Genomic DNA, 20,039 nt, shown 5'->3' with positions numbered 1-20,039 from the left:
ATGAAGATCGAACAATTTGAAGATAAAGGCCTGTCGCATTATTCTTATGCGATATTAAGCGAATGTGAAAACAAGATCGTGCTGATTGACCCATCAAGGGATATTACGCCATACCTGTCTTACGCCAAAGCACACGAAGCCACCATTATCGGTGTGATCGAAACCCACCCGCACGCCGATTTTGTGAGCGGGCACCTGGAATTGCAACAGGTTACTGGAGCGGTCATTTATTGCTCTAAACTATTGGGCGCTGAATATGCCCATCAAACATTTGACGATGGCGATGAGCTCTCATTCGGCAAAATAAAACTCAAAGCCCTGAACACACCAGGGCATTCGCCGGATAGCATCAGCATTGTTTTAGCACATAATGGCCAGGATAAAGCCGTGTTTACCGGCGATACACTGTTCATTGGTGATTGCGGTAGGCCTGATCTGCGTGAGCAGGCCGGAAACCTCACTGCGAGGCGTGAGGAATTAGCCAAACAGATGTATCATTCACTGCGCGACAAATTGTTGGTGTTGGACGATGCGGTTTGGGTTTACCCGGCACATGGCGCAGGTACCTTATGCGGTAAAGCGCTAAGCGATGCTAATCGCAGCACTATCGGCGCAGAAAGAGCGGGCAACTGGTCGTTACAGGAAATGAGCGAAACTGAATTTGTGCAGACCTTGCTGGAAGATCAGCCATTCATACCAAAATACTTTGCTTATGATGTTGCCTTGAATAAGCATGGCGCACCACCATTACAACCAGCATTAGCTGGCGTTCTGGCCAAAAAACCGGTCGAGCTGAACAGCGAAATGTTTATTATCGACGCCCGCCCTGAACAGGAATTTAAAAAAGGGCATTTGCCAGGATCGATCAATATTCAGGATGGCGGCAAATTTGAGACTTGGCTGGGCAGCATCATCGCACCCAAAGAAGCGTTTTATTTAGTAGCTGAAAACGAGGAGAAACTAAAGCAAGTAATCGGTAAAGCCGCTAAAATCGGTTACGAAGCTTTTTTAGAAGCCGCATTTGTGATTGACGGAGGCCACGAACAAATGGCAGAATTGCATTTAGCGCATTTTGTTACGCACCTGGAACAATACACCATAGTCGATATCAGGAATGGAGCAGAAGTAAAAGCGCAGCCAGTCTTTAAAAATGCTGTTCACATTCCCTTATACCAGTTAAGGGAACGCTTAGCAGACATACCTTTCAGCAAACCGATAGTTGTACATTGCGCCGGTGGCTACCGAAGCGCCGCCGGTAGCAGTATCGTAGCCAACGCATTTGGTTCAAAAACCAATGTATTCGATCTGGGCGAGACTATCAAAAACTTTATATACTAACGATGGCAAACAAAAAAGATCACTGGGAAAACGTTTATGCTCATAAAAAGCTGACCGAAGTAAGCTGGTACGAAGAAAAGCCGGAAACCTCGTTAAGCATCATCAACAGTTTTGATCTTCCCAAGGATGCCGCCATTATCGACATTGGTGGCGGAGACAGCTTACTGGCCGATCATCTGTTGGAATTGGGTTACTCCAACATTACCGTATTGGATATTTCTACCAAAGCTATTGATAGGGCAAAATTGAGGTTAGGCTATAGAGCTAATGAAATTAAATGGATCGTAAGTGATGTGCTGGATATCGGAACTGACGATCAATATGACATTTGGCATGACCGGGCAGCATTTCATTTTTTGACCAATACAGCAGATCAAAGCAAATATGCTGAAGTAGCAGCTAAACATCTGACCAATAAAGGATGGCTGATCATCGGGACTTTTGGTATTAGCGGCCCTGAACGGTGCAGCGGATTAGCTGTTGAACGTCATTCCCCTGCTTCGTTATCGAATATTTTCCAGCAGCAGTTTCAATTAACAGGTAGCGTAGAGCATATCCATCATACGCCTTTCAATACCGAGCAGCTATTTAATTACATATGGTTTCAAAATTTTCCATAACCTGTGGTTATCGTTCATTGCCTTTTATGATAAAAATCATTACCAAATAAGGCGGAATTTTGGGGTACCAAAAAACAAAAGATCATGAATACCCAACATCAGTTAACCCAGCCTCTTACTTTTCTGCACCTGAATGAAAACACCCGCAAGGTTATTTTTATACTTTGCGTGTCCGTGTGCCTAACACCATTTGTAAGCCCGGCCATCGCGCTGTTATTAGGTTTGGCGGTCGCACAATTATCCGGTCACCCGTACCTGCACTTAAATCATAAAGCGACTCACTTGTTATTACAAGTATCTGTTGTGGGCCTGGGTTTTGGTATGAACGTACACAGCGCCATGCAAGCCGGAAAAGAAGGCATATTGTTTACCATCGCGTCTATTAGCAGTACATTATTATTCGGCTTTTTGATCGGCAAGTGGCTAAAAATTGAAAAGAAAACCTCTTATCTGATCTCCAACGGTACCGCTATTTGTGGCGGCAGCGCCATTGCCGCCATTTCTCCGGTGATCAAGGCCGAAGAAAAACAAATATCTGTTGCGTTGGGCTGTGTGTTTATTTTGAACTCTGTCGCGCTGTTCGTGTTCCCGGTTATCGGGCATTACTTCAACCTGTCGCAAACACAGTTCGGTTTATGGTGTGCCATTGCCATTCACGATACCAGTTCGGTAGTAGGTGCCGCCAGCAAATATGGCGCACATGCTTTAGAGGTGGCTACCACCGTAAAACTGGCCCGGGCGCTGTGGATCGTACCGATTGCTTTCTTTTCAACGTTCCTGTTCAAGAACAATTCTAAAAAAGTGGTAATCCCTTATTTCATCGGGTTATTCATCCTGGCTATGATAGCCAATACTTATCTGCCGGTGGTTAAACTGATCAGCCCCTATATGGTAATGATCGCTAAAGCGGGACTTACGTTGACTTTGTTCCTGATAGGTGCCGGTTTATCACGTCAGGTATTGGCTTCCGTAGGGCTAAAACCACTTTTACAAGGTGTAGTGTTGTGGATACTGATCTCTGTCAGCGCATTATATGCCATCATGCACTTAGCATAATTTTATAAAACAATCGCAGAATCCCGTAAATAGCTTGATGGCTTTACCAGCTATTTTGCATTTAACCATTTCGGGTATGTTTCCCCGCTATGGATTAGCCTCGGTCTTAATGACTTGTAGAGAACCAACAGATAGAAAGCAAAAACTGCTGGCCTGCAAAAAAGTATTTAAATCATCGGCCAAAGGCACAAAAGCAGAACTAGCAACCGAGGCATTAAATGAAGGTTATAACGGGGGGATTTCCTGGTCTCAAACAAAGGCGGGCATTTAGGCTTTTATGATTGATAAATGATGCATACTATCATACAGATTATTACCGAATTTTTCCTCATGTTGTGGGACATTGCCTGGGGGCTGTTGTTCGGCTTCCTGCTATCCGCAGTAATCCGGGCTTTTATCTCAACAGAAACTATATCGTCGCGGCTGGGTAAAGACACGGCGGGGGCCGTCGGGCTTTCTACATTTTTCGGAGCAATATCTTCGTCTTGCTCTTACGCGGCAGCCTCCATGGCCCGTACATTACTCGTCAAAGGGGCTACCTGGGCAAATGCTGTGTCGTTTATGATATCGAGCACTAATCTTGTTTTTGAAATATTCATTGTGATCGTTACGCTGTTGGGCTGGCCATTTTTTGGCGGTGAAGTGATCGGCGGTTTGTTATTTATCCTGATATCAGCCTTGCTGATCAAGCTCTTTTTTTCAAAGTCTCTGAGTAAAGTCGCAGATACATCACATCATAACGATGATCATGCTCACCATCACGGGCACGACCATTCAAATCAAAAGTTAAGTTTTCTTGATAAAATTAAAGCAGCCACAGGCCATTTTTATATGGATGTGATGATGGTTGGTAAAGATATTATCATAGGTGTGGCGCTCTCTGCTGTGTTAATGGTTTTGGTACCCGAAAGTTTTTTGAAAAGCCTTTTTCTCACCGGACAAAGCCATTTGCCGCATTTATTGGTCTTAGCCTGGAACGCCATTGTTGGCATTCTGATCGCTGTTTTTGCTTTCGTTTGTTCGGTTGGCAACATCGTGCTGGCGGCGTTGCTTTGGCATGGTGGCATTTCTTTTGGCGGAGTGATCGCCTTTATCTTGTCCGACCTCGTGACCATCCCGATGCTGATGGTTTACCGGCGTTATTTCGGATGGAAAAGGATGTGGCTTTTGTTGCTTATTTTATCAACCGGCATTTTCATTACCGCAATAAGCGTCGATTACCTGTTTGAAGCACTGAACTGGCTGCCGAAAACACATGGGCAACCCATGCAAATGGCACAGGCGCATGTTAAATGGGATTATGGTACCTGGCTTAACCTCCTATTTATACCATTGGGATTGTTTTGCTTTTTCTACGGAAAAAAGCAAATAGCTAAAGGGAATGATATGTAATTTTATAACATTTAATCAAAATTCTATAAATTAACTATTGTATTATATATTATTTTTGATATAATGAAGAGGACCGCTGTCATTGGCTTTGCTGCATTCTACCTGATGTTGACCACAGGTATGTTCGTTTGCATTGTCCATTGCCTGGCGCGCGATGTTTTCAAGGTAGTGGCAAATGCAGCTCAGCACCAAAGCCATAGCCACAGCAAACCGAATATGGTTATAGCCCACTTGGGCAAGCAACAGGATCATCACAAAAAGGAGCCTTGCACAAGCGGGAAGGACTGCAAATGCTGCGACCAGCATGGCTCTTATGTGGTGAAAGAAAACATCAAGCCTTCTCTTGATCCTGTAAAATTTCAGTTGACCGCTTTAAAGGCCTCATCTTTTTACCAGTTATCTGTCTTTCAAACAAACTACCATCTGGCGACAAATTTATGGACCGATAGCCATGCGCCACCCGGCCCGGCCGGTATAACCTATCTTATCAAGATCCGTACCCTTCTCATCTGATTCAAGCATTGCTGCAAAAGCGGCCCGGCATTTTATTGTCTATTAATTAGCTTGAATTAAAATGATCTTACATATTAAAAATATGGTTTGCGACCGCTGCATCATGGTCGTTCGCCAGCAATTTATTAGCCTTGGCCTCACCGCAGAAACAGTTGTTCTGGGCCAGGCCACTATTCACCCCGATGCAGATACTGAACAGTTGAACCAGATAAGTGCCGCTCTGAAAGTGCTGGGTTTTGAACTGATCGACAGTGAAAAAGACCGTCTGATCGAACGCATTAAAAACTTGGTGATCGAAAAAGTTCACTATAGCGATCTGACTGATACCCATATCAACTTCTCCAATTACTTATCTGATAAATTAAATAAGGAGTATACTTATTTAAGCCGTGCATTCTCTGATGCCGAAGATATAACGATCGAGAAATTCATCATACAGCAAAAGATCGAGAAAGTTAAGGAGTTAATGTCCTACGGCGAACTTAATCTTACTGAGGTCGCCTTTAAAATGGGCTATAGTAGCAGCGCACACCTTTCAGCCCAATTCAAGCAAACTACCGGAATGACACCGAGTCAATTTAAAGCCAGCGCACCGGCAGACAGGAAATCTATAAATAATATATAAAATCAACCAAATGGAAAAGAACAATTACCGATCGTTCGCATTAATGCTGACGCTATCTTTTATAATCATGTATGCCGTCATGTATCTAAATGTCTATGAAGCAGATCATATTTATCTGAACCTGACCCGGTTTTACATGACACTTTTGATGATCTGCCCGATGGCGCTGCTGATGCTTGGCCTCATGCGGATGATGTATCAAAATAAAAAACTGAACAGGATCATCACAATTACCAGTATCGCCGTATTCGGTTTAGCTCTGGCAGCCGTTCGGACCCAGACACCGATCGGAGATGTACAATACATGAGGGGCATGATACCGCATCATTCCATCGCTATCATGACCAGTGAAAATGCCAACCTCAAAGACCCGGAAGTTAAAAAGCTTTCACAGGGAATTATTCAGGCTCAGGAGAAAGAGATCGCTGAAATGAAGCGCATTCTGGCCAGAATGGACAAATAATAAATATATCAAACCATTAAAAAACATGAAAAAGATACTTAAATCCATCCTGTTATCGATAAGCCTGTTCGCCGCCGTGTTGGCTGCAAAAGCGCAGGCAACATCTCCAACTATTTTAACCAGTTATTTCGCGTTAAAAGACGCCCTGGTAGCCGACAACAGCACAGAAGCGCAGGTCAAAGCAAAAGCGCTGCTTGTTGGTCTAATCAATATTCCGGTTGACCAGCAAAAGAACTGGAAACCCTATATGGATAAACTTCTGATTGACTCCCGCCATATCAGTGAAAGCACTGAAATCGACCACCAACGTGAATATTTCGCCAGTCTTTCTAAAAATATGCTGGAAGCTGTTAAAGGGTTAAAATTAAATATTACGCCTGTCTACGCTCAGTATTGCCCCATGAAGAAAGCAACTTGGCTAAGCGAAAGTGTTGAAATCAAGAACCCTTATTATGGCAGGCAAATGTTGACTTGCGGTAAAGTGGCCGAAAGTCTGAATAAATAATCAATCTCCACAGTTCAAGGCAGTTCACCACCTTGAACTGTTAAAATCAATTTTAGGATCATGAAAAAATCATTTATCATACTCACCCTGGCCGTTGCTATTTTAGCTATTGCCGCCTGTAACTCCAGCAGCAAATCCCCCCATTCAACAGCCGAAAGTGACACGGCAAAAACATCCGCAGCAAATATTACCCCGTTAGCAACATCAAAGGCCTTGGTCGAAGATTATTTAAAACTAAAGAATGCGCTTGCCAAAGACAACAGCGACGATGCGGCAACTGCCGGCAGATCGTTGGCTGACGGATTCGCTAAATTCGACAGGTCCGCACTGACTGTTGAACAACAAAAGTCCTTTACGGATATCGCCGATGATGCGCAGGAAATGGCGAAACATATCGGCGAGAGTGCGGGCAAGCTACCCCATCAGCGCGAACATTTCGATATACTGAGTAAGGATATGTATGACATGGTCAAGCTGTTCGGGGCGGGCCAGCCACTATATGTCGACCGCTGCCCTATGTATAATGATAAAAAAAGTGCGATATGGCTAAGCGAAACTAAAGCGATCAGTAATCCTTACCTCGGCACGGATATGCCAACTTGCGGAATTATCAAGGAAGAGTTAAAGTAAATCAGATGAAAAGGCCATTAAAGATATCGTTCATTGCCTTATTGGCTCTATTTATCATTATTCAATTCATCCCGCGGGGGCACAATGAAGGAATCGCACGCGGAGGTAATGATATTTCAAAGGCGACTATTTTTCCGGCGGATGTTAACGTAATTTTACAAGGGTCGTGTTATGATTGTCACAGCAATCATACTGAGTATCCTTGGTATTCAAAAATTCAGCCTGTCCGGTACATACTGGATGATCATATTCGTAATGGTAAGAAAGAATTGAACTTTACGGAGTTCGCCGGTTATACTAAAAGACGACAAAGAAGCCGGCTGAGGGAGATCGGACAAAGCCTTTCCGAGGGCTCGATGCCATTGTCATCTTATATTCTTATTCACCGCAATGCGATACTTTCCCAAAAAGAAAAACAGCGGCTCCAGCAATGGGCTAAAACTACAGGTGATAGCCTGTCCTTAAAAAATTAGACATGAGAAAAATAATATATGCAATGCTGCTATTTGTAAGCCAACTTGCAATAGCACAGACTCAAACCACTGATATGCCGGGTATGCAAAAAACGCAATCAGTTACCTATACCTGCCCAATGCACCCAGAGATCCATTCCGCCAAACCAGGAAATTGCCCAAAATGCGGCATGAAACTAGTTAAAGAAAAAACAAAAGCCACGAGTAAAAAGCCGGTAAAAAAAGCGTCTGAAAAAGCCGGGATGGCAATGGATACGGCAAAGAAAGTTGCAAAGCAAATGCCCGGAATGGATATGAATAGCAGCATGGATAAAGCTAAGGAAACGCCCGGGATGCGAATGGATAAAATGGGCACTGAAATGATGAAGGAGGCCAAAGCCGATCTGGGGTCTATAAAAACTCTTCTGCCTGATGGGCCACCCAGAACAGTAAAATATAACCTTTTTGTTGCCGATACTACAGTCATCTTTGGTAAAAAAAAGAAACACGCTATTGCGGTGAACGGGCAAATTCCTATGCCGACCTTAACATTTACAGAAGGCGATACTGCAGAGATCGTGGTTCACAATAACCTTGACGAACCTACCTCTTTGCATTGGCATGGTTTGTTTCTGCCAAATAAAGAAGACGGGGTTGCTTATTTAACGCAAATGCCCATTCCAGCGCACAGTACTTACACTTACCGTTTCCCAATAGTTCAACATGGAACGCACTGGTATCACAGTCACTATGGCTTACAGGAGCAGATCGGCATGTATGGCAGCTTTATATTAAAAAAGCGAAGAGAATGGGATATCCCAACTATACCGTTAGTGATCAGCGAATGGACGGACGTAAAACCTGGAGAGGTGGACCGTAGGTTGCATGCTGCTTCCGACTGGTTTGCGGTGCAAAAAGGCAGTACACAAAGCTATTCCGAAGCGATAAAACAAGGGGCGTTCGGTACAAAGTTGGCCAACGAATGGAAACGGATGAACGCAATGGACCTGTCTGACGTGTATTACGATAATTTTTTACTAAATGGTAAAAATCAGCTGGAGGCCGCTCGGTTCAAAGCCGGAGATAAGGTTAGATTGAGAATATCCAATAGCGGGGCATCCGATTATTTCTGGCTATCCTATGCAGGCGGAAAGATAACCGTGGTAGCCAATGATGGCAATGATGTGGTACCGGTGGAAGTTGACCGACTTATTATCGCAGTTTCTGAAACTTACGATGTAGTAGTTACTATTCCTTATAATAAAAGCTACGAGTTTTTGGTGACACCTGAAGACCGCAGTAAATATGCATCGATATGGTTAGGAAGCGGCACCAGGGTTTCTGCAAAGAAGATGGATCGCCCTAAATATTTTGCCGGCATGAAGATGATGAACGATATGATGGATATGAACGGCAATATGAAGGAGATGGAAGGTATGAAAATGCAGAACCAGATGATGGATATGAACACGGTAATGTACCCCGAGATCACTGGTCCGGAAAAAAAGCCTATGCCAAAAGCCAATAATGGTAGTAAGAATACGGCCATGGGTGACATGAACATGGGAGGAATGGACATGAGTGGGAACCATGATTTTGTAACCCTCAATTATGGCATGCTCCACGCTCCACAAAAAACCAACTTGCCGAAAGGTCCATGGCGCGAGTTAAAGTTCGATCTGACGGGTAATATGAACCGTTACGTTTGGACGCTGGATAACAAAACAATTTCGGAAACTGATAAGATATTGATCAAAAAAGGCGAGAATCTCCGGCTGATCCTATACAACAACAGCATGATGCGTCACCCCATGCACCTGCATGGTCATGATTTCCGGGTACTAAATGGACAAGGAGACTATGCACCGCTCAAGAACGTGCTTGACATACTGCCTATGGAGCGTGATACCCTGGAGTTTGCTGCCAGCGAACAGGGGGGCGACTGGTTCTTCCATTGCCATATCCTTTATCATATGATGAGTGGTATGGGCCGGATATTCAGCTATGAAAACTCGCCGCCTAACCCTGCCGTGCCAGACCCAAAACTTGCTCAGCGCAAGCTTTTTGCCGACGACCGCATGTTCCACCTCATGGGGCAGGCCAGTTTGGAAAGTAACGGCAGCGACGGGCAATTTATGTATGCTAATACCAGGTGGCAGATCAGTACACTTTGGCATTTAGGCTTTGATGCACAAATGGGTTACGAAAGCGAGACGATGGTAGGAAGATATATTGGCCGTATGCAGTGGCTATTACCTTATGTTGGTTTTGACTATCATTATAAAAGACCCGGCAAGCATGAGAAGAACATCTTTGGCGATGATTCTCGGAATATGTTCGGGCAGACAAGTAACAAAGAACAAAGGCGCACTGTGGTAGCAGGTTTAGCCTATACTTTACCGATGCTGTTTGTGGCCGATATGCGGGTGGACGGCAATGGCAAATTGCGCTTTCAGTTAGGGCGTGAAGATATTCCTGTTACATCGCGATTGCGTTTTAGCCTGATGGTAAATACCGACAAGGAATATATGACAGGTTTCCGATATCTCTGCACCAAATACCTTGCACTCTCAACACATTATGATAGCGATATGGGATTGGGCGCTGGATTAGCGTTTAACTATTAATCAAAAAAAGCATTATTGGTCACTTTTTATTTATAGAGTGGCCAATATTTTATTCTGAACCAAAACGCCAGATTCACTAAAGCTATCAGTGCCGGAACCTCAACCAGTGGCCCGATCACCCCTGCAAAGGCTTCTCCTGAATTGATGCCGAATACGCCAATAGCTACCGCAATAGCAAGTTCAAAATTATTACCCGTAGCAGTGAAGGCAATAGAAGTTGACCGGGAATAATCTGCACCAAAATACTTGCCGACAAAAAAGCTGGCAATGAACATGATAGCAAAATAGATCATCAAAGGAATTGCAATACGTACTACATCAAAAGGAATCTGTACGATCAGTTGGCCTTTAAGGCTAAACATCACGATAATAGTAAATAACAAGGCAATTAATGTAATGGGCGATATGAAGGGTACATACTTAGCGTTGAACCAGGTTTCGCCTTTCAGTTTGATAATCGAATAACGGCTGATGACTCCTGCGGCAAATGGCACACCCAAATAAATGCCGACCGATTTCGCGATCTCGCCAATGGTAATATTAACGGCTAGCCCTTTTAAGCCGAATAACGGCGGCAGAAAAGTAATAAATACATAAGCATAAACACTGTACAGCAATACCTGGAAAATGCTGTTCAGTGCGATAAGCCCTGCTGCATATTCACGATTACCTTCGGCCAGCTCATTCCAGACCACTACCATTGCAATACAACGGGCAAGGCCAATCAGGATAAGGCCAATCATATAATCAGGATGGTCGTGCAGTAAGGTAATAGCTAATACGAACATCAGTATCGGCCCGACTATCCAGTTGAGGATAAGCGAAGCACTTAGCACTTTGGTATTTCGAAACACCTCGCCCATATTCTCATATTTAACCTTGGCCAACGGCGGGTACATCATTAGAATTAATCCAATAACGAGCGGAATATTAGTGGTACCGGTTGAAAAGGAGTTTATCATTGTGGACGACGAGGGGAAAAAATAGCCAAGGCCAACGCCAATCGCCATCGCCAGGAAGATCCATAGCGTGAGGTAACGGTCAATAAAGCCTAACTTTTTTCTTTCGACAGCCGGTGCGCAGTGATCGATACTCATTAGTCCTTTAAGTTTTCATTGACGAAATTCCTTGCGTATTTCCTGATCATTTCCCGCACTTCGCGAAACTGCTCCATAATTTGTTCGTCTGAGCCCGTAGCTTTGGCCGGATCGGGAAAGTTTTGATGCAGTTTAATGGCCTTAGTTGGGAAATAAGGGCAATTCTCTTTCGCATTGTCGCAAACTGTGATCACGTAATCGAAAGGGGTATCGGCATATTCATCTACATTATTGGAAGTGTGGCCGGAGATATCTATACCATCACGCTTCATGATCTCGATAGCTTTGGGATTAACGCCATGTGTTTCGATACCGGCGCTATAAATAGTTGCTTTGTCGCCCGCAAAATAACGCAGGTAACCTTCTGCTATCTGGCTGCGGCAACTGTTACCTGTACAGAGTACTAATATGTTTTTCATTATTTATTAATTGTGTATTTCATTACTATAGCGCTCGCCGGGCAAACATGGCAGAACTCGGAAGATAGCTGAACTTCTACTGGAACATGCTCCCGGCTGATCTTTGCAAATCCCTTTTTGTCAAAATAGTCAGTGGCGGTTTCCGTCAATAGGTATAAAGTGGAAAGGCCTTTTTCGGATGAAAATGTAATAATGTGGTCGATTAATTTACCTGCAATGCCTTTTCCAAGAAACTCTGGCAAAACAGCTACCGATCTTAGCAAACCGTAAGTGCCGTAAACTTCTATCCCTGCAATACCTGCAATTTTATCTTTCACCATGGCGATATTAAAATCGTTCAGTTGTGCGGGCAGATCCACAACAGGCAGTTTTGCTTTAGACAGTAACTCTATTACCTGTTCCCGGTATGGTTGTGCGTTTTCTATCGTCATTTGTTAAGTTTAACAGCATCCACCGCCCGGTGTGCAACAAGCCTCGGCGGCTACCGCCAGGTTAATTAATTGCACTTTTGGTTTTTTTGTTACCGGTGCGCAACATTCCTCGCCTTTGTCATTGGTGCCACAGGAGCCGCCACGGGTTTGCGCTTTACATTGAACAAAGTCCGGGGTAAGGTTAACGATTAGTTTCTCGCCATCGATAATGAATTCATCAGGAAACATCTGGCGTGTATCAAACTGCGAGTTGCCAAACTCGATCTTCACGGTTGCATCAGTATCCAGCGGCAGCATTTTTTCTACAAGTGCAATGATTGAAAGCGCCTTATCCACCTTCATACTTCTTTCGGTTTGTTTCTCGCTTGGTTCCCAAAGCTGCATGATTACCTCTGTCCATTTATTCATTACACCTCCACAATCTACCGAAGTGATCGGGGTCAATTTGATTTCGGTGATATGAAATGAGGTTTCTACAAATTTATCTTCATCATACTGAAATTGCAGGTGCAACTCCGGGTTGGCTTGCAGTTGGGCTTTAAAATGGCCCCATGTCATCGTTTTCATAGTTTTATTGCAATATTACGATATATCATTTCAAAAAAACTTAACAGCAGTTTCCGGTTTCTTTGTAAGAACCAAACAGCACGTTTAGTTCCAGTTGCAGTGCTCCCCAAGCTTTCGGCTCAATGCAGTAACAAACGCTCACACCCTCAATAGTACCTTGGATCAGTCCGGCATTTTTTAACTCTTTCAAATGTTGTGAAATAGTTGCCTGTGCCAGCCCAAGTTCTTCCACGAGGTCACCACAGATACAAGCATTAGTCGCAATGATATGCTGTAAAATAGCAATACGTGCGGGATGCGCAATGGCTTTTAACTGCACTGCCAGCTTGTTTTGTTGTTCGTTGAAGATGTCTGTTTTGGTAATGCCCATGATTTATATCGCAATATTACGATTAATTTTATGATCAACAAATTTTTTATTGAAAGATAAATTTGTTTTGATCATGAGCAAACCTTTAATAACTATAACCTTGCCCTTTTTTCTTTTTCTTTTTTGGCCGGTCTGGATGTGGGGCGGCAGCAATAGGTGCTTGCTCGAGTAACACATCTAAAAACTTTCCGATTGTAGTACCGGCAGATGCCATCATTTTTTGTGGCGTAGTAAATTTTTGCTGTGCAACTCCTTCAGCTAATTCCTTGACATGAGCTTTATTGGGGGTAAACTGTTCTCCTGTAGAGAGTAGATCCATTTGGCGCCTTTGTTCAAGGCTACCATTTTTTATTACATTGGCATACACCATAGTATCATGCAAGCCACGGTCAAATTTAAAATGTTGATCGAAAATACGCTCACCGCATTGTTTGAAAGCCACCCTGTCAAATTCCCCCATCTTTTTGGAATGCTCGACATTTCGCCCTCGTGAATTATTCATTGGGCTGAGCTTTACGGTATTACTAGCATCCTTGCGGCTAACAATCACTTGTATGTGCATCTGTTCTCCGGGCTTTCGTTCTCCCCGTTTTTTTAAACCCTCTTTTACTTCTTTGTCCTCGTAGCTATAATAGCGGTGATTTTCCAATTTGGCAAACCATATCAAGTCGTTACTATCCTTAATATTCGGTCGGTTAAAATTGCGCGCATATTCATCCATCACCAATACAGCATATCCTTTAAGTAGTTCTTTAATTTGTTCCCGGTTATTTTCTGCGAGCAGGTGAGTGAGTTCCTTTTGACTTGGGCTAATATTTACAAGGAAGAATTTTGCATCATTGCGGCCAAGTTTAGCAATATTATTATCAATCTTTTGCCTTACTTCATAGGCGGAAAAACAATTATCTGTCTGATTAAACCAATATTCATGCTCAGCATTATCCAAGCGGTTTTCCTTTTCCAGGTAGTTAACTAAACCTCCCGCACTGCCTTTGTTGTCGGCAGTTTTACTGTCTGTTATGTTGATAAACATACCTTATCTTAATATTTCTATTTGTGCTTTTGTATTTGCTAACAGTTCTTCCTTTTCCCGACTGGTATTGAAACCACTGATATTTTCCCTGGCTTTGGCATAGCCGTCAAGTATGAGCGCGAATTGCTTTTTTAACTGTTCCTTACCCGTTTGCTGAAGTTCTACACGCTTTATAACATCAGCAATTAGTTTAAACCTGTCTGATTCTGTTTGCTGCCCGGCCAGTACTGCATTTAAACCTGGCGACAACGTTTCGTTAAAAAAAATTATAACATTCCTAAATGCTTCAACCATTCGGTCTACTTCCCGCCGGGTAGGTATCAGCAAATCATTTTCCTGGGTTTTAATGAAGCCAATCAAATCTTTATGGTTCTTTATGAGCGAGTTCTTTAGCATTTCATCATTCAGATCCATTGGATCTTTCTTGCTTTTGTAGAAATAATCTACCATTTGAATAAATATCTGTCGCTTTGTCCTTCCCAATTTCAAGGCAATCTTCTCAAACTTTTGATCGACCGCTTCGGGATACCTTACCGACCTGGTGTTAATGTCTTGCATACATCACAATTTTTTTGTTAAAACTTTGCTGGCATTAAACTATATATCTTGATACATAGATGTACAGATAGCCAGCTATATGGGATACCATTAAGTATCCTGAAATTGGCCTTTTTAAAGCCGTAGGAGCAGGCAAGTATCCCCGGAGGATACTTCAAACCCTTTTTGCAGCGCAAAAAGCAAGCAAAGTAGGGCTCTGCCCAACTTCCGCTTGCTCCCTTATGGGACAAGCCAGGTAGCCATCCATATTTGCACAGTTGATATTAAAAATGGTTGTCGCACTTCGCGCGACAACCATTTTTAATGGCCAAGAGAAGTACTTGAGGGAGTGGACTTGAATGGTGGGTAATATCATTCTTGAGATAATTGAGTAATAAATTGATATGCCGGTAAATTGGTACACTGATATATGTTTATGTGGTTATCCCAATACAAAATAGCTGGATAACAATTTATCCAGTTACATAGATATATTATTACCAACATGGCTTTCAGAGTCGTTTACTTTCCAGTTTTCCGGCCAGTCAACCGTACTTGCTTTTGTCGGGTGATAGGATGGCAGATAGAGGATGTAACCAAAGTCCCGTAACTCTTTAATGCACTTTTGATAAGTGGCGGTGGATGCAATTCTTGACGTCGCCATTAAACCGCTTCTGCTTATTTTAAATGGACGCTGATAGCCTGAGCGCTGCCAAAAAATGAAAAGCCCTGAGAAAAGACTGACATGTGTGGGAAACAACCGCTCATCCTTACCCAGTGATCTGAATAACTTTGAATAGCCTTTTAAATCCATTGAAGATGATAAGGCTTTCATTTTACACCTCCTTCTAACAGTTTGTGAATATCTTCCAACTTGTAATAAAGCATTCCGCCAATTTTGGCAAACCTTAGTGTGCCATTGATACGCAGGTTTTGTAAGGTGCCTGGTGATATATTTAAAAGCTTTCTTACCTCTACACTTTTAAGCCACTTTTTCCCCTGGCTTTCTACAGGCTCGATCATTTGCCTGATCTCCTGGAGCAGGTCTTTTTTAAAATCATTCAAATCGTCTTTCGTGATCACTTCAATTGCCGCCATATTTGATTTGTTTAAATTGCAAAACAGTAAAAATTAATTATCAATGCTCCTAACGACTATCAACATCTATTTGAGAATCGTTGAAATGCCTAAATGATGCAGAACAAATTTAGTTAATGTTTTGATAAAATAAAATAATATCAAAACATTTCTTATTTTTGTATCATTCCACTGAAATATATTTAACGAGAGATATATTACATTTGAAAAATCATCATTGGCAGGTACTTAAATAATGGGGAAGATCGCTTACAAAACATATTTGAATGACAGGCTTAAACAAGTGGACTTTCATGGTACGCCGACATTTCCCTTATACATACAGATTACTCACGAACGAAAAAGCATCTTTTTTAAAAGCTATTATTTCCAGTTACTCTCAAAGCGTAAGTATTTGATCGTTGTTCCGGGTATAGTTTCTAGAGGGCCATCGTTGGAGTTTGTAAAGAGCAGGGAAGAAGTGATTATTAAGTATTGTATTGAACAACTTGGTGATGCTTTTTCGCTCGACATTTTCAAAGCATCATATGATGGCATGAGCACTGATCTGTGTGATATGCTGGAAGGTGGCTTTTTTGAATACCTGTTTAATTTCTTTTGGGACGAGGGAAACCCGTATATGCGGGACGCTATACAAAATGCGGTCTCTACAGTGAACCCGTATGACTTGCTTCATGACTTTAAACGTATGTTTAAAGCCGACTTTTATAATAAGTTGATAGAAAATTCCTTTTTTTATGCGCCTCCGTATTTGCCGCTTTATGGATTTAAAGATGGCCCGCAAAAAGGAGATCCGATTATTTTTTCTGTTATGGATTGGCAGGATGATTCTGTTAAAAAGAAATTTAAAACTTACGTGGAGAAAACTTACCCGTTTGCGAAAGCTGATGAAATAGTAAAAGCTGTAGATACCTGGGCACAAAAGTATTTGTCCTCATTTTCCGGAAAATGAAAAAGCCGCTCCATTTGAAGCGGCTGACAGGAAGTATGTTAACGACTTGGGCCTCTGTAAGGTCGCAATTCTTGTGTAGGCGAAGGTGGTATGAATTTCTCGACAATAGAGTTTATCCGATCGACAAACTTTTCGGGTATATTAATACTTTGATAAACAACGCTTCGATTTTGGATGCTAAGCAAGGAACGAAAATGTTGGTTACTTTTTGAAGCATCAGCGATCTCTACGTTATCAAAGTGATCGGCAAACCGTTCGATATATTCCAACCCTAAATCGTAGTTCTGTTGAATGTTTTTTATATCTACAAAATGTCCACCGTTTTTAACTCTTTCATTCACACGGAAAACAGATTGCTCAATACTATCTAAAGTCAAATAAATCAACTGGGTGGCATAACCGTGCGCTTTAAAATGAGCAACAACATCCATCAATGATTCGTCTCTGAAATTTGTTTCCAAAGTAAAATGCCGTCTATCTTTAACAGCGGTATTCGCCTGTCTAAAAAAATCTTTAGTCGCTTCCTCATATATGCGTCGTTTAGGCATATGAGGTGATTGGGCCTCTATCTGTGCAACAACTTTGTCCACGTCAAAAATAATGGCACCAGGTTTCGACAAATCTTTAGAGAAAGTCGATTTTCCCGCTCCATTTGGCCCCGCGACAAATAATAGTTGCGGGTTTGACATAAGATTAAAGGGTTTTTATAAAGTGTTCCTGATATTTATCGTCCATCCACATCAAGTCCTTGCGGTCAACGTATTCGTGTACCGCATGGGACGTAGTTGGGCAAACAGAGGGATCGTAATATGTGATGTAACCACCTTTAGCAAATTTTTCCTTTTTCATCGCTTCGTAGGTCGGCCTAAGTCGTTCCTGCCTTTCTTCTTCTGATAGATCAAAAAAGGATTTTAAACGTAAGTCGATTGCTGCGTTGTTACTCATGGTTTGACGGAATGTTCTCATACAAATATAAAAATTGAAATATTAAGAATTATGAATGTTGATATTTAGGCGGTCTTGGCTACACGTTTCTTTGGTAACAGTTTAGCCTCTAATTGCGACATGTCTTCGCTGATTTTATGATCCAAAACTTTGGCATATATCTGCGTGGTCTTGATGCTGGTATGCCCCATCATTTTAGATACCGTTTCAATGGGTACACCATTATTTAGGGTAACGGTAGTGGCAAACGTGTGGCGGGCAATATGAAAAGTGAGTTCCTTTTCAATATCACAAATACCTGCAAGTTCTTTTAAGTAAGCATTCATTTTTTGATTACTCATAACAGGTAATAATAGGTTTTCAGCGATACATTGCGGATGCTTATCGTAGGTGCGAATAATACCTGCTGCCACAGGTAAGACAGGGATACGGGAAAGTGTATCTGTTTTTTGGCGCTGGGTATATATCCAGGTTTTGTTGTCAATTCCTTTTACCAGTTCAGAACGTTTAAGCTTTCGTGCATCAACGTAGGCCAGCCCCGTGTAACAACTGAAAACAAAAATATCCCTTACCGTGCGTAAGCGTGCGTTCGGGATTTTCTTTTTTGTCAACCGGTCAAGCTCTTTAGTGTCGAGTACCTGCCTGTAAACCTTTTGGGTACGTGGCTTATAATTCAGATATGGATCGATTGTCAGCCAGCCATTACCCAGACAGATCCGCACGATCTTACCGAGGTTCTTAATATATTTTATAGCAGAATTATTGGCGCACTTACGGACAGTCCGAAGGTAGTATTCAAAATCGTTCAGGAATGCAAAGTTGATCTTGCTAACGGGGATATCAGTAATATTATATTGCCATTGCATAAAATCCTTGGTGTGCATTAAAGCTGTTTCGTAACGCTGCCAGGTGCTTTTCTCAAACTCATGCCCAATCAAAGCTTTCATCTTCTCATTGTGGTCTTCAAATATGGCCACAAGGGTTCTTGCACGTTCTAGTTTACCTGTGTAGCGACTCTTAATGGTTTCTACCGTTACTGTTTCATCGGCAGCAGTCATCTGTCTATGGATTTCGTAAAGCTGATGCTCAATACTGCTCATGAAAGCATTAAGGGAGCGGGCATCTTCTTTATTGCCGGTCGCCCTGCCGGTATCAATATCCCAGCGGTCAGGATTACATTTCCGGCCAATGGAAATTTCGGTACGTTTGCCATCCACAGTGATGCGCAAATAAATAGGGGCTGAACCTGATTCATAATTCTTAGGCTTTCTCAGGCAGAAAAGCACGGCGAGCATAGTTCTCATGTTGTTTTAACTTGCTTTTAAAGTGAACAAAATTGTTAATTAAGTCACTTGAAATCAAGATGCGCAATCACTGAACAGGTTGATATACAGATATATATCAGTTAATTCGGGAGTTGTTTTGTGGCTCGGCTATTAACTCCCGAATTATTGTCATTTTCCTTGCGAAAACTTGAATAATTTGGCTTGGCCGTAAAACAAAAAACCCTTCAAATGATATCATTTGAAGGGTTTTGCTTGGTAATGTTACCTTTTTAGCGGAATGGACGGGACTCGAACTTGCTCCGAAAAACTGCTTTTGTACAATATCTATAAACGTTTCTAATCGGTGCTCACCAAATGCTCACCAATTTTCAATCTAATTGACTGTAGTTGACTTACTCAAGTATACAAAAAGTTTTTGCAAAATTGAAATAACTAAAATCTAATGTCTACTTTATTTCAGCCTATTGGGAATATTGCCTGTTTCACGATTGATTTTTAGTTTTTTTACGTCATGCTGTTTGCTTCAAATCTTAATTAGTGCTTTTTTTTTAAAGTCAGCTTCATTTGAATCCACTGAAAGAGAGTAGGTGTACTAGTTATATTGCAATAATCAGATGAGCTAATTGCTATCGTTGCTAATGGACCTGCTTGATGATATAAGCAATAAAGGCCGCGAGGCAAGCACCTTATCGTTGATTCGCGTTATCTGTCTTTGATCAGTTAACTCGGTTCGAACCAAATTCCGGAGCCCTGGTCTACTAACCCAGGCTAGACATAATTCTAACCAACTACTGAAAACGCTGAAACTATTGAGCGGTTTAAAGTCATACCCGTGATATCTCGAATCCCGGACAGGTTACCTGAAAGTCGACCTAGGGTAGTCATTTTTCGAACTATTTCAGGGAGGATTGAAAAATTAGCTTTCTGTTATAGCTGGTGGTTTGAGTCTGATTTGGTTGGAAGCATTCTTTGCTTCTTAGGCAACACGCTGTCATTCGTTGACTACTTTTATCTTGAAAGCTTTGACATCTAAAACAAACTTAATTTCCGGTTGGAAATTTGTAAGCTTATAACAAGATCATT

General features: G+C 42.1%; 25 protein-coding genes. 13 read left to right on the top strand and 12 right to left on the bottom strand.

Translation table 11 applies throughout. From position 1 onward, the window contains the following. The 12 genes from KHS38_RS14840 to KHS38_RS14785 all read left to right on the top strand — a co-directional run bounded on the left by KHS38_RS14840 (position 1) and on the right by KHS38_RS14785 (position 10,221). On the top strand, positions 1-1,338 hold the full coding sequence (locus KHS38_RS14840; RefSeq protein ID WP_158829762.1) for an MBL fold metallo-hydrolase: 1,338 nt from the start codon (positions 1-3) through the stop codon (positions 1,336-1,338). Positions 1,339-1,340: 2 nt separating this feature from the next. Then, positions 1,341-1,958 carry a methyltransferase domain-containing protein gene (locus KHS38_RS14835; protein ID WP_158829764.1) on the top strand — a complete coding sequence of 206 codons (618 nt, stop codon included), beginning with the start codon at positions 1,341-1,343 and terminating at the stop codon, positions 1,956-1,958. An 84-nt stretch (positions 1,959-2,042) separates the two neighbouring features. Beyond that, positions 2,043-3,014, top strand: coding sequence for a YeiH family protein (locus tag KHS38_RS14830; RefSeq protein ID WP_158829766.1), 972 nt, complete (start codon positions 2,043-2,045; stop codon positions 3,012-3,014). Positions 3,015-3,051: 37 nt separating this feature from the next. Beyond that, a complete protein-coding gene (locus KHS38_RS14825) occupies positions 3,052-3,285 on the top strand; it encodes a hypothetical protein (protein WP_158829768.1) in 234 nt (77 codons plus the stop codon). Between the two features lie 17 nt (positions 3,286-3,302). Then, positions 3,303-4,406: a permease gene (locus KHS38_RS14820; RefSeq protein ID WP_243485001.1), complete on the top strand. Its 1,104-nt coding sequence runs from the start codon at positions 3,303-3,305 to the stop codon at positions 4,404-4,406. A 63-nt stretch (positions 4,407-4,469) separates the two neighbouring features. Further along, the gene (locus KHS38_RS14815; RefSeq protein ID WP_158829772.1) at positions 4,470-4,919 is read left to right on the top strand and encodes an HYC_CC_PP family protein; all 450 of its coding nucleotides are present in this window, start codon (positions 4,470-4,472) and stop codon (positions 4,917-4,919) included. A 61-nt stretch (positions 4,920-4,980) separates the two neighbouring features. Continuing rightward, a complete protein-coding gene (locus KHS38_RS14810) occupies positions 4,981-5,544 on the top strand; it encodes a helix-turn-helix domain-containing protein (protein ID WP_213489363.1) in 564 nt (187 codons plus the stop codon). A gap of 10 nt (positions 5,545-5,554) precedes the next feature. Further along, positions 5,555-6,007 (top strand): DUF305 domain-containing protein, encoded by a 453-nt coding sequence (locus KHS38_RS14805; protein WP_199269834.1) that lies wholly within the window; start codon positions 5,555-5,557, stop codon positions 6,005-6,007. Between the two features lie 25 nt (positions 6,008-6,032). Continuing rightward, on the top strand, positions 6,033-6,512 hold the full coding sequence (locus KHS38_RS14800) for a DUF3347 domain-containing protein (RefSeq protein ID WP_158829882.1): 480 nt from the start codon (positions 6,033-6,035) through the stop codon (positions 6,510-6,512). Between the two features lie 60 nt (positions 6,513-6,572). Then, complete coding sequence (locus tag KHS38_RS14795) at positions 6,573-7,142, top strand: DUF3347 domain-containing protein (RefSeq protein WP_158829884.1); 570 nt, start codon at positions 6,573-6,575, stop codon at positions 7,140-7,142. A gap of 5 nt (positions 7,143-7,147) precedes the next feature. Then, on the top strand, positions 7,148-7,615 hold the full coding sequence (locus KHS38_RS14790) for a heme-binding domain-containing protein (RefSeq protein WP_158829886.1): 468 nt from the start codon (positions 7,148-7,150) through the stop codon (positions 7,613-7,615). A 2-nt stretch (positions 7,616-7,617) separates the two neighbouring features. Then, entirely contained in the window at positions 7,618-10,221 is a 2,604-nt protein-coding gene (locus tag KHS38_RS14785; RefSeq protein WP_158829888.1) for a multicopper oxidase domain-containing protein, read from the top strand. Positions 10,222-10,247: 26 nt separating this feature from the next. Here the strand turns inward: KHS38_RS14785 and arsB are convergent, their stop codons facing one another. The 9 genes from arsB to KHS38_RS14740 all read right to left on the bottom strand — a co-directional run bounded on the left by arsB (position 10,248) and on the right by KHS38_RS14740 (position 15,773). Further along, positions 10,248-11,318 carry an ACR3 family arsenite efflux transporter gene (gene arsB / locus KHS38_RS14780; RefSeq protein WP_158829890.1) on the bottom strand — a complete coding sequence of 357 codons (1,071 nt, stop codon included), beginning with the start codon at positions 11,316-11,318 and terminating at the stop codon, positions 10,248-10,250. Further along, the gene (locus KHS38_RS14775; RefSeq protein WP_158829892.1) at positions 11,318-11,737 is read right to left on the bottom strand and encodes an arsenate reductase ArsC; all 420 of its coding nucleotides are present in this window, start codon (positions 11,735-11,737) and stop codon (positions 11,318-11,320) included. Before KHS38_RS14775 ends, arsB begins: the two co-directional genes overlap by 1 nt. Continuing rightward, entirely contained in the window at positions 11,737-12,168 is a 432-nt protein-coding gene (gene arsN2 / locus KHS38_RS14770) for an arsenic resistance N-acetyltransferase ArsN2 (protein ID WP_158829894.1), read from the bottom strand. Before arsN2 ends, KHS38_RS14775 begins: the two co-directional genes overlap by 1 nt. A 9-nt stretch (positions 12,169-12,177) precedes the next feature. Further along, positions 12,178-12,735 (bottom strand): DUF6428 family protein, encoded by a 558-nt coding sequence (locus KHS38_RS14765; protein ID WP_199269835.1) that lies wholly within the window; start codon positions 12,733-12,735, stop codon positions 12,178-12,180. Between the two features lie 40 nt (positions 12,736-12,775). Then, positions 12,776-13,105 carry an ArsR/SmtB family transcription factor gene (locus KHS38_RS14760; RefSeq protein WP_158829896.1) on the bottom strand — a complete coding sequence of 110 codons (330 nt, stop codon included), beginning with the start codon at positions 13,103-13,105 and terminating at the stop codon, positions 12,776-12,778. An 85-nt stretch (positions 13,106-13,190) separates the two neighbouring features. Continuing rightward, positions 13,191-14,138 carry a DUF5712 family protein gene (locus KHS38_RS14755; RefSeq protein WP_158829898.1) on the bottom strand — a complete coding sequence of 316 codons (948 nt, stop codon included), beginning with the start codon at positions 14,136-14,138 and terminating at the stop codon, positions 13,191-13,193. A 3-nt stretch (positions 14,139-14,141) separates the two neighbouring features. After that, a complete protein-coding gene (locus KHS38_RS14750) occupies positions 14,142-14,696 on the bottom strand; it encodes a BfmA/BtgA family mobilization protein (RefSeq protein WP_213489362.1) in 555 nt (184 codons plus the stop codon). 460 nt (positions 14,697-15,156) lie between these two features. Next, positions 15,157-15,510, bottom strand: coding sequence for a hypothetical protein (locus KHS38_RS14745; protein ID WP_117392388.1), 354 nt, complete (start codon positions 15,508-15,510; stop codon positions 15,157-15,159). Further along, positions 15,507-15,773 (bottom strand): helix-turn-helix domain-containing protein, encoded by a 267-nt coding sequence (locus KHS38_RS14740; RefSeq protein WP_117392387.1) that lies wholly within the window; start codon positions 15,771-15,773, stop codon positions 15,507-15,509. Before KHS38_RS14740 ends, KHS38_RS14745 begins: the two co-directional genes overlap by 4 nt. 235 nt (positions 15,774-16,008) lie before the next feature. On the opposite strand from KHS38_RS14740, the gene KHS38_RS14735 reads away from it, so the two are divergent. Beyond that, a complete protein-coding gene (locus tag KHS38_RS14735; RefSeq protein ID WP_183553390.1) occupies positions 16,009-16,725 on the top strand; it encodes a hypothetical protein in 717 nt (238 codons plus the stop codon). A 38-nt stretch (positions 16,726-16,763) separates the two neighbouring features. Here the strand turns inward: KHS38_RS14735 and KHS38_RS14730 are convergent, their stop codons facing one another. The 3 genes from KHS38_RS14730 to KHS38_RS14720 all read right to left on the bottom strand — a co-directional run bounded on the left by KHS38_RS14730 (position 16,764) and on the right by KHS38_RS14720 (position 18,974). Beyond that, positions 16,764-17,414, bottom strand: coding sequence for a zeta toxin family protein (locus KHS38_RS14730; protein WP_117392385.1), 651 nt, complete (start codon positions 17,412-17,414; stop codon positions 16,764-16,766). A gap of 4 nt (positions 17,415-17,418) precedes the next feature. After that, positions 17,419-17,670: a hypothetical protein gene (locus KHS38_RS14725; protein WP_117392384.1), complete on the bottom strand. Its 252-nt coding sequence runs from the start codon at positions 17,668-17,670 to the stop codon at positions 17,419-17,421. A 65-nt stretch (positions 17,671-17,735) separates the two neighbouring features. After that, positions 17,736-18,974, bottom strand: a complete 1,239-nt coding sequence (locus KHS38_RS14720) for a site-specific integrase (protein WP_117392383.1) — start codon at positions 18,972-18,974, stop codon at positions 17,736-17,738. Between the last annotated feature and the right edge of the window lie 1,065 nt (positions 18,975-20,039).

Source organism: Mucilaginibacter sp. Bleaf8 (assembly GCF_018390515.1).
Classification (GTDB): domain Bacteria; phylum Bacteroidota; class Bacteroidia; order Sphingobacteriales; family Sphingobacteriaceae; genus Mucilaginibacter.
Note: the sequence above shows the minus strand (reverse complement) of the source record. Positions and strands in the feature narration are given on the sequence as shown.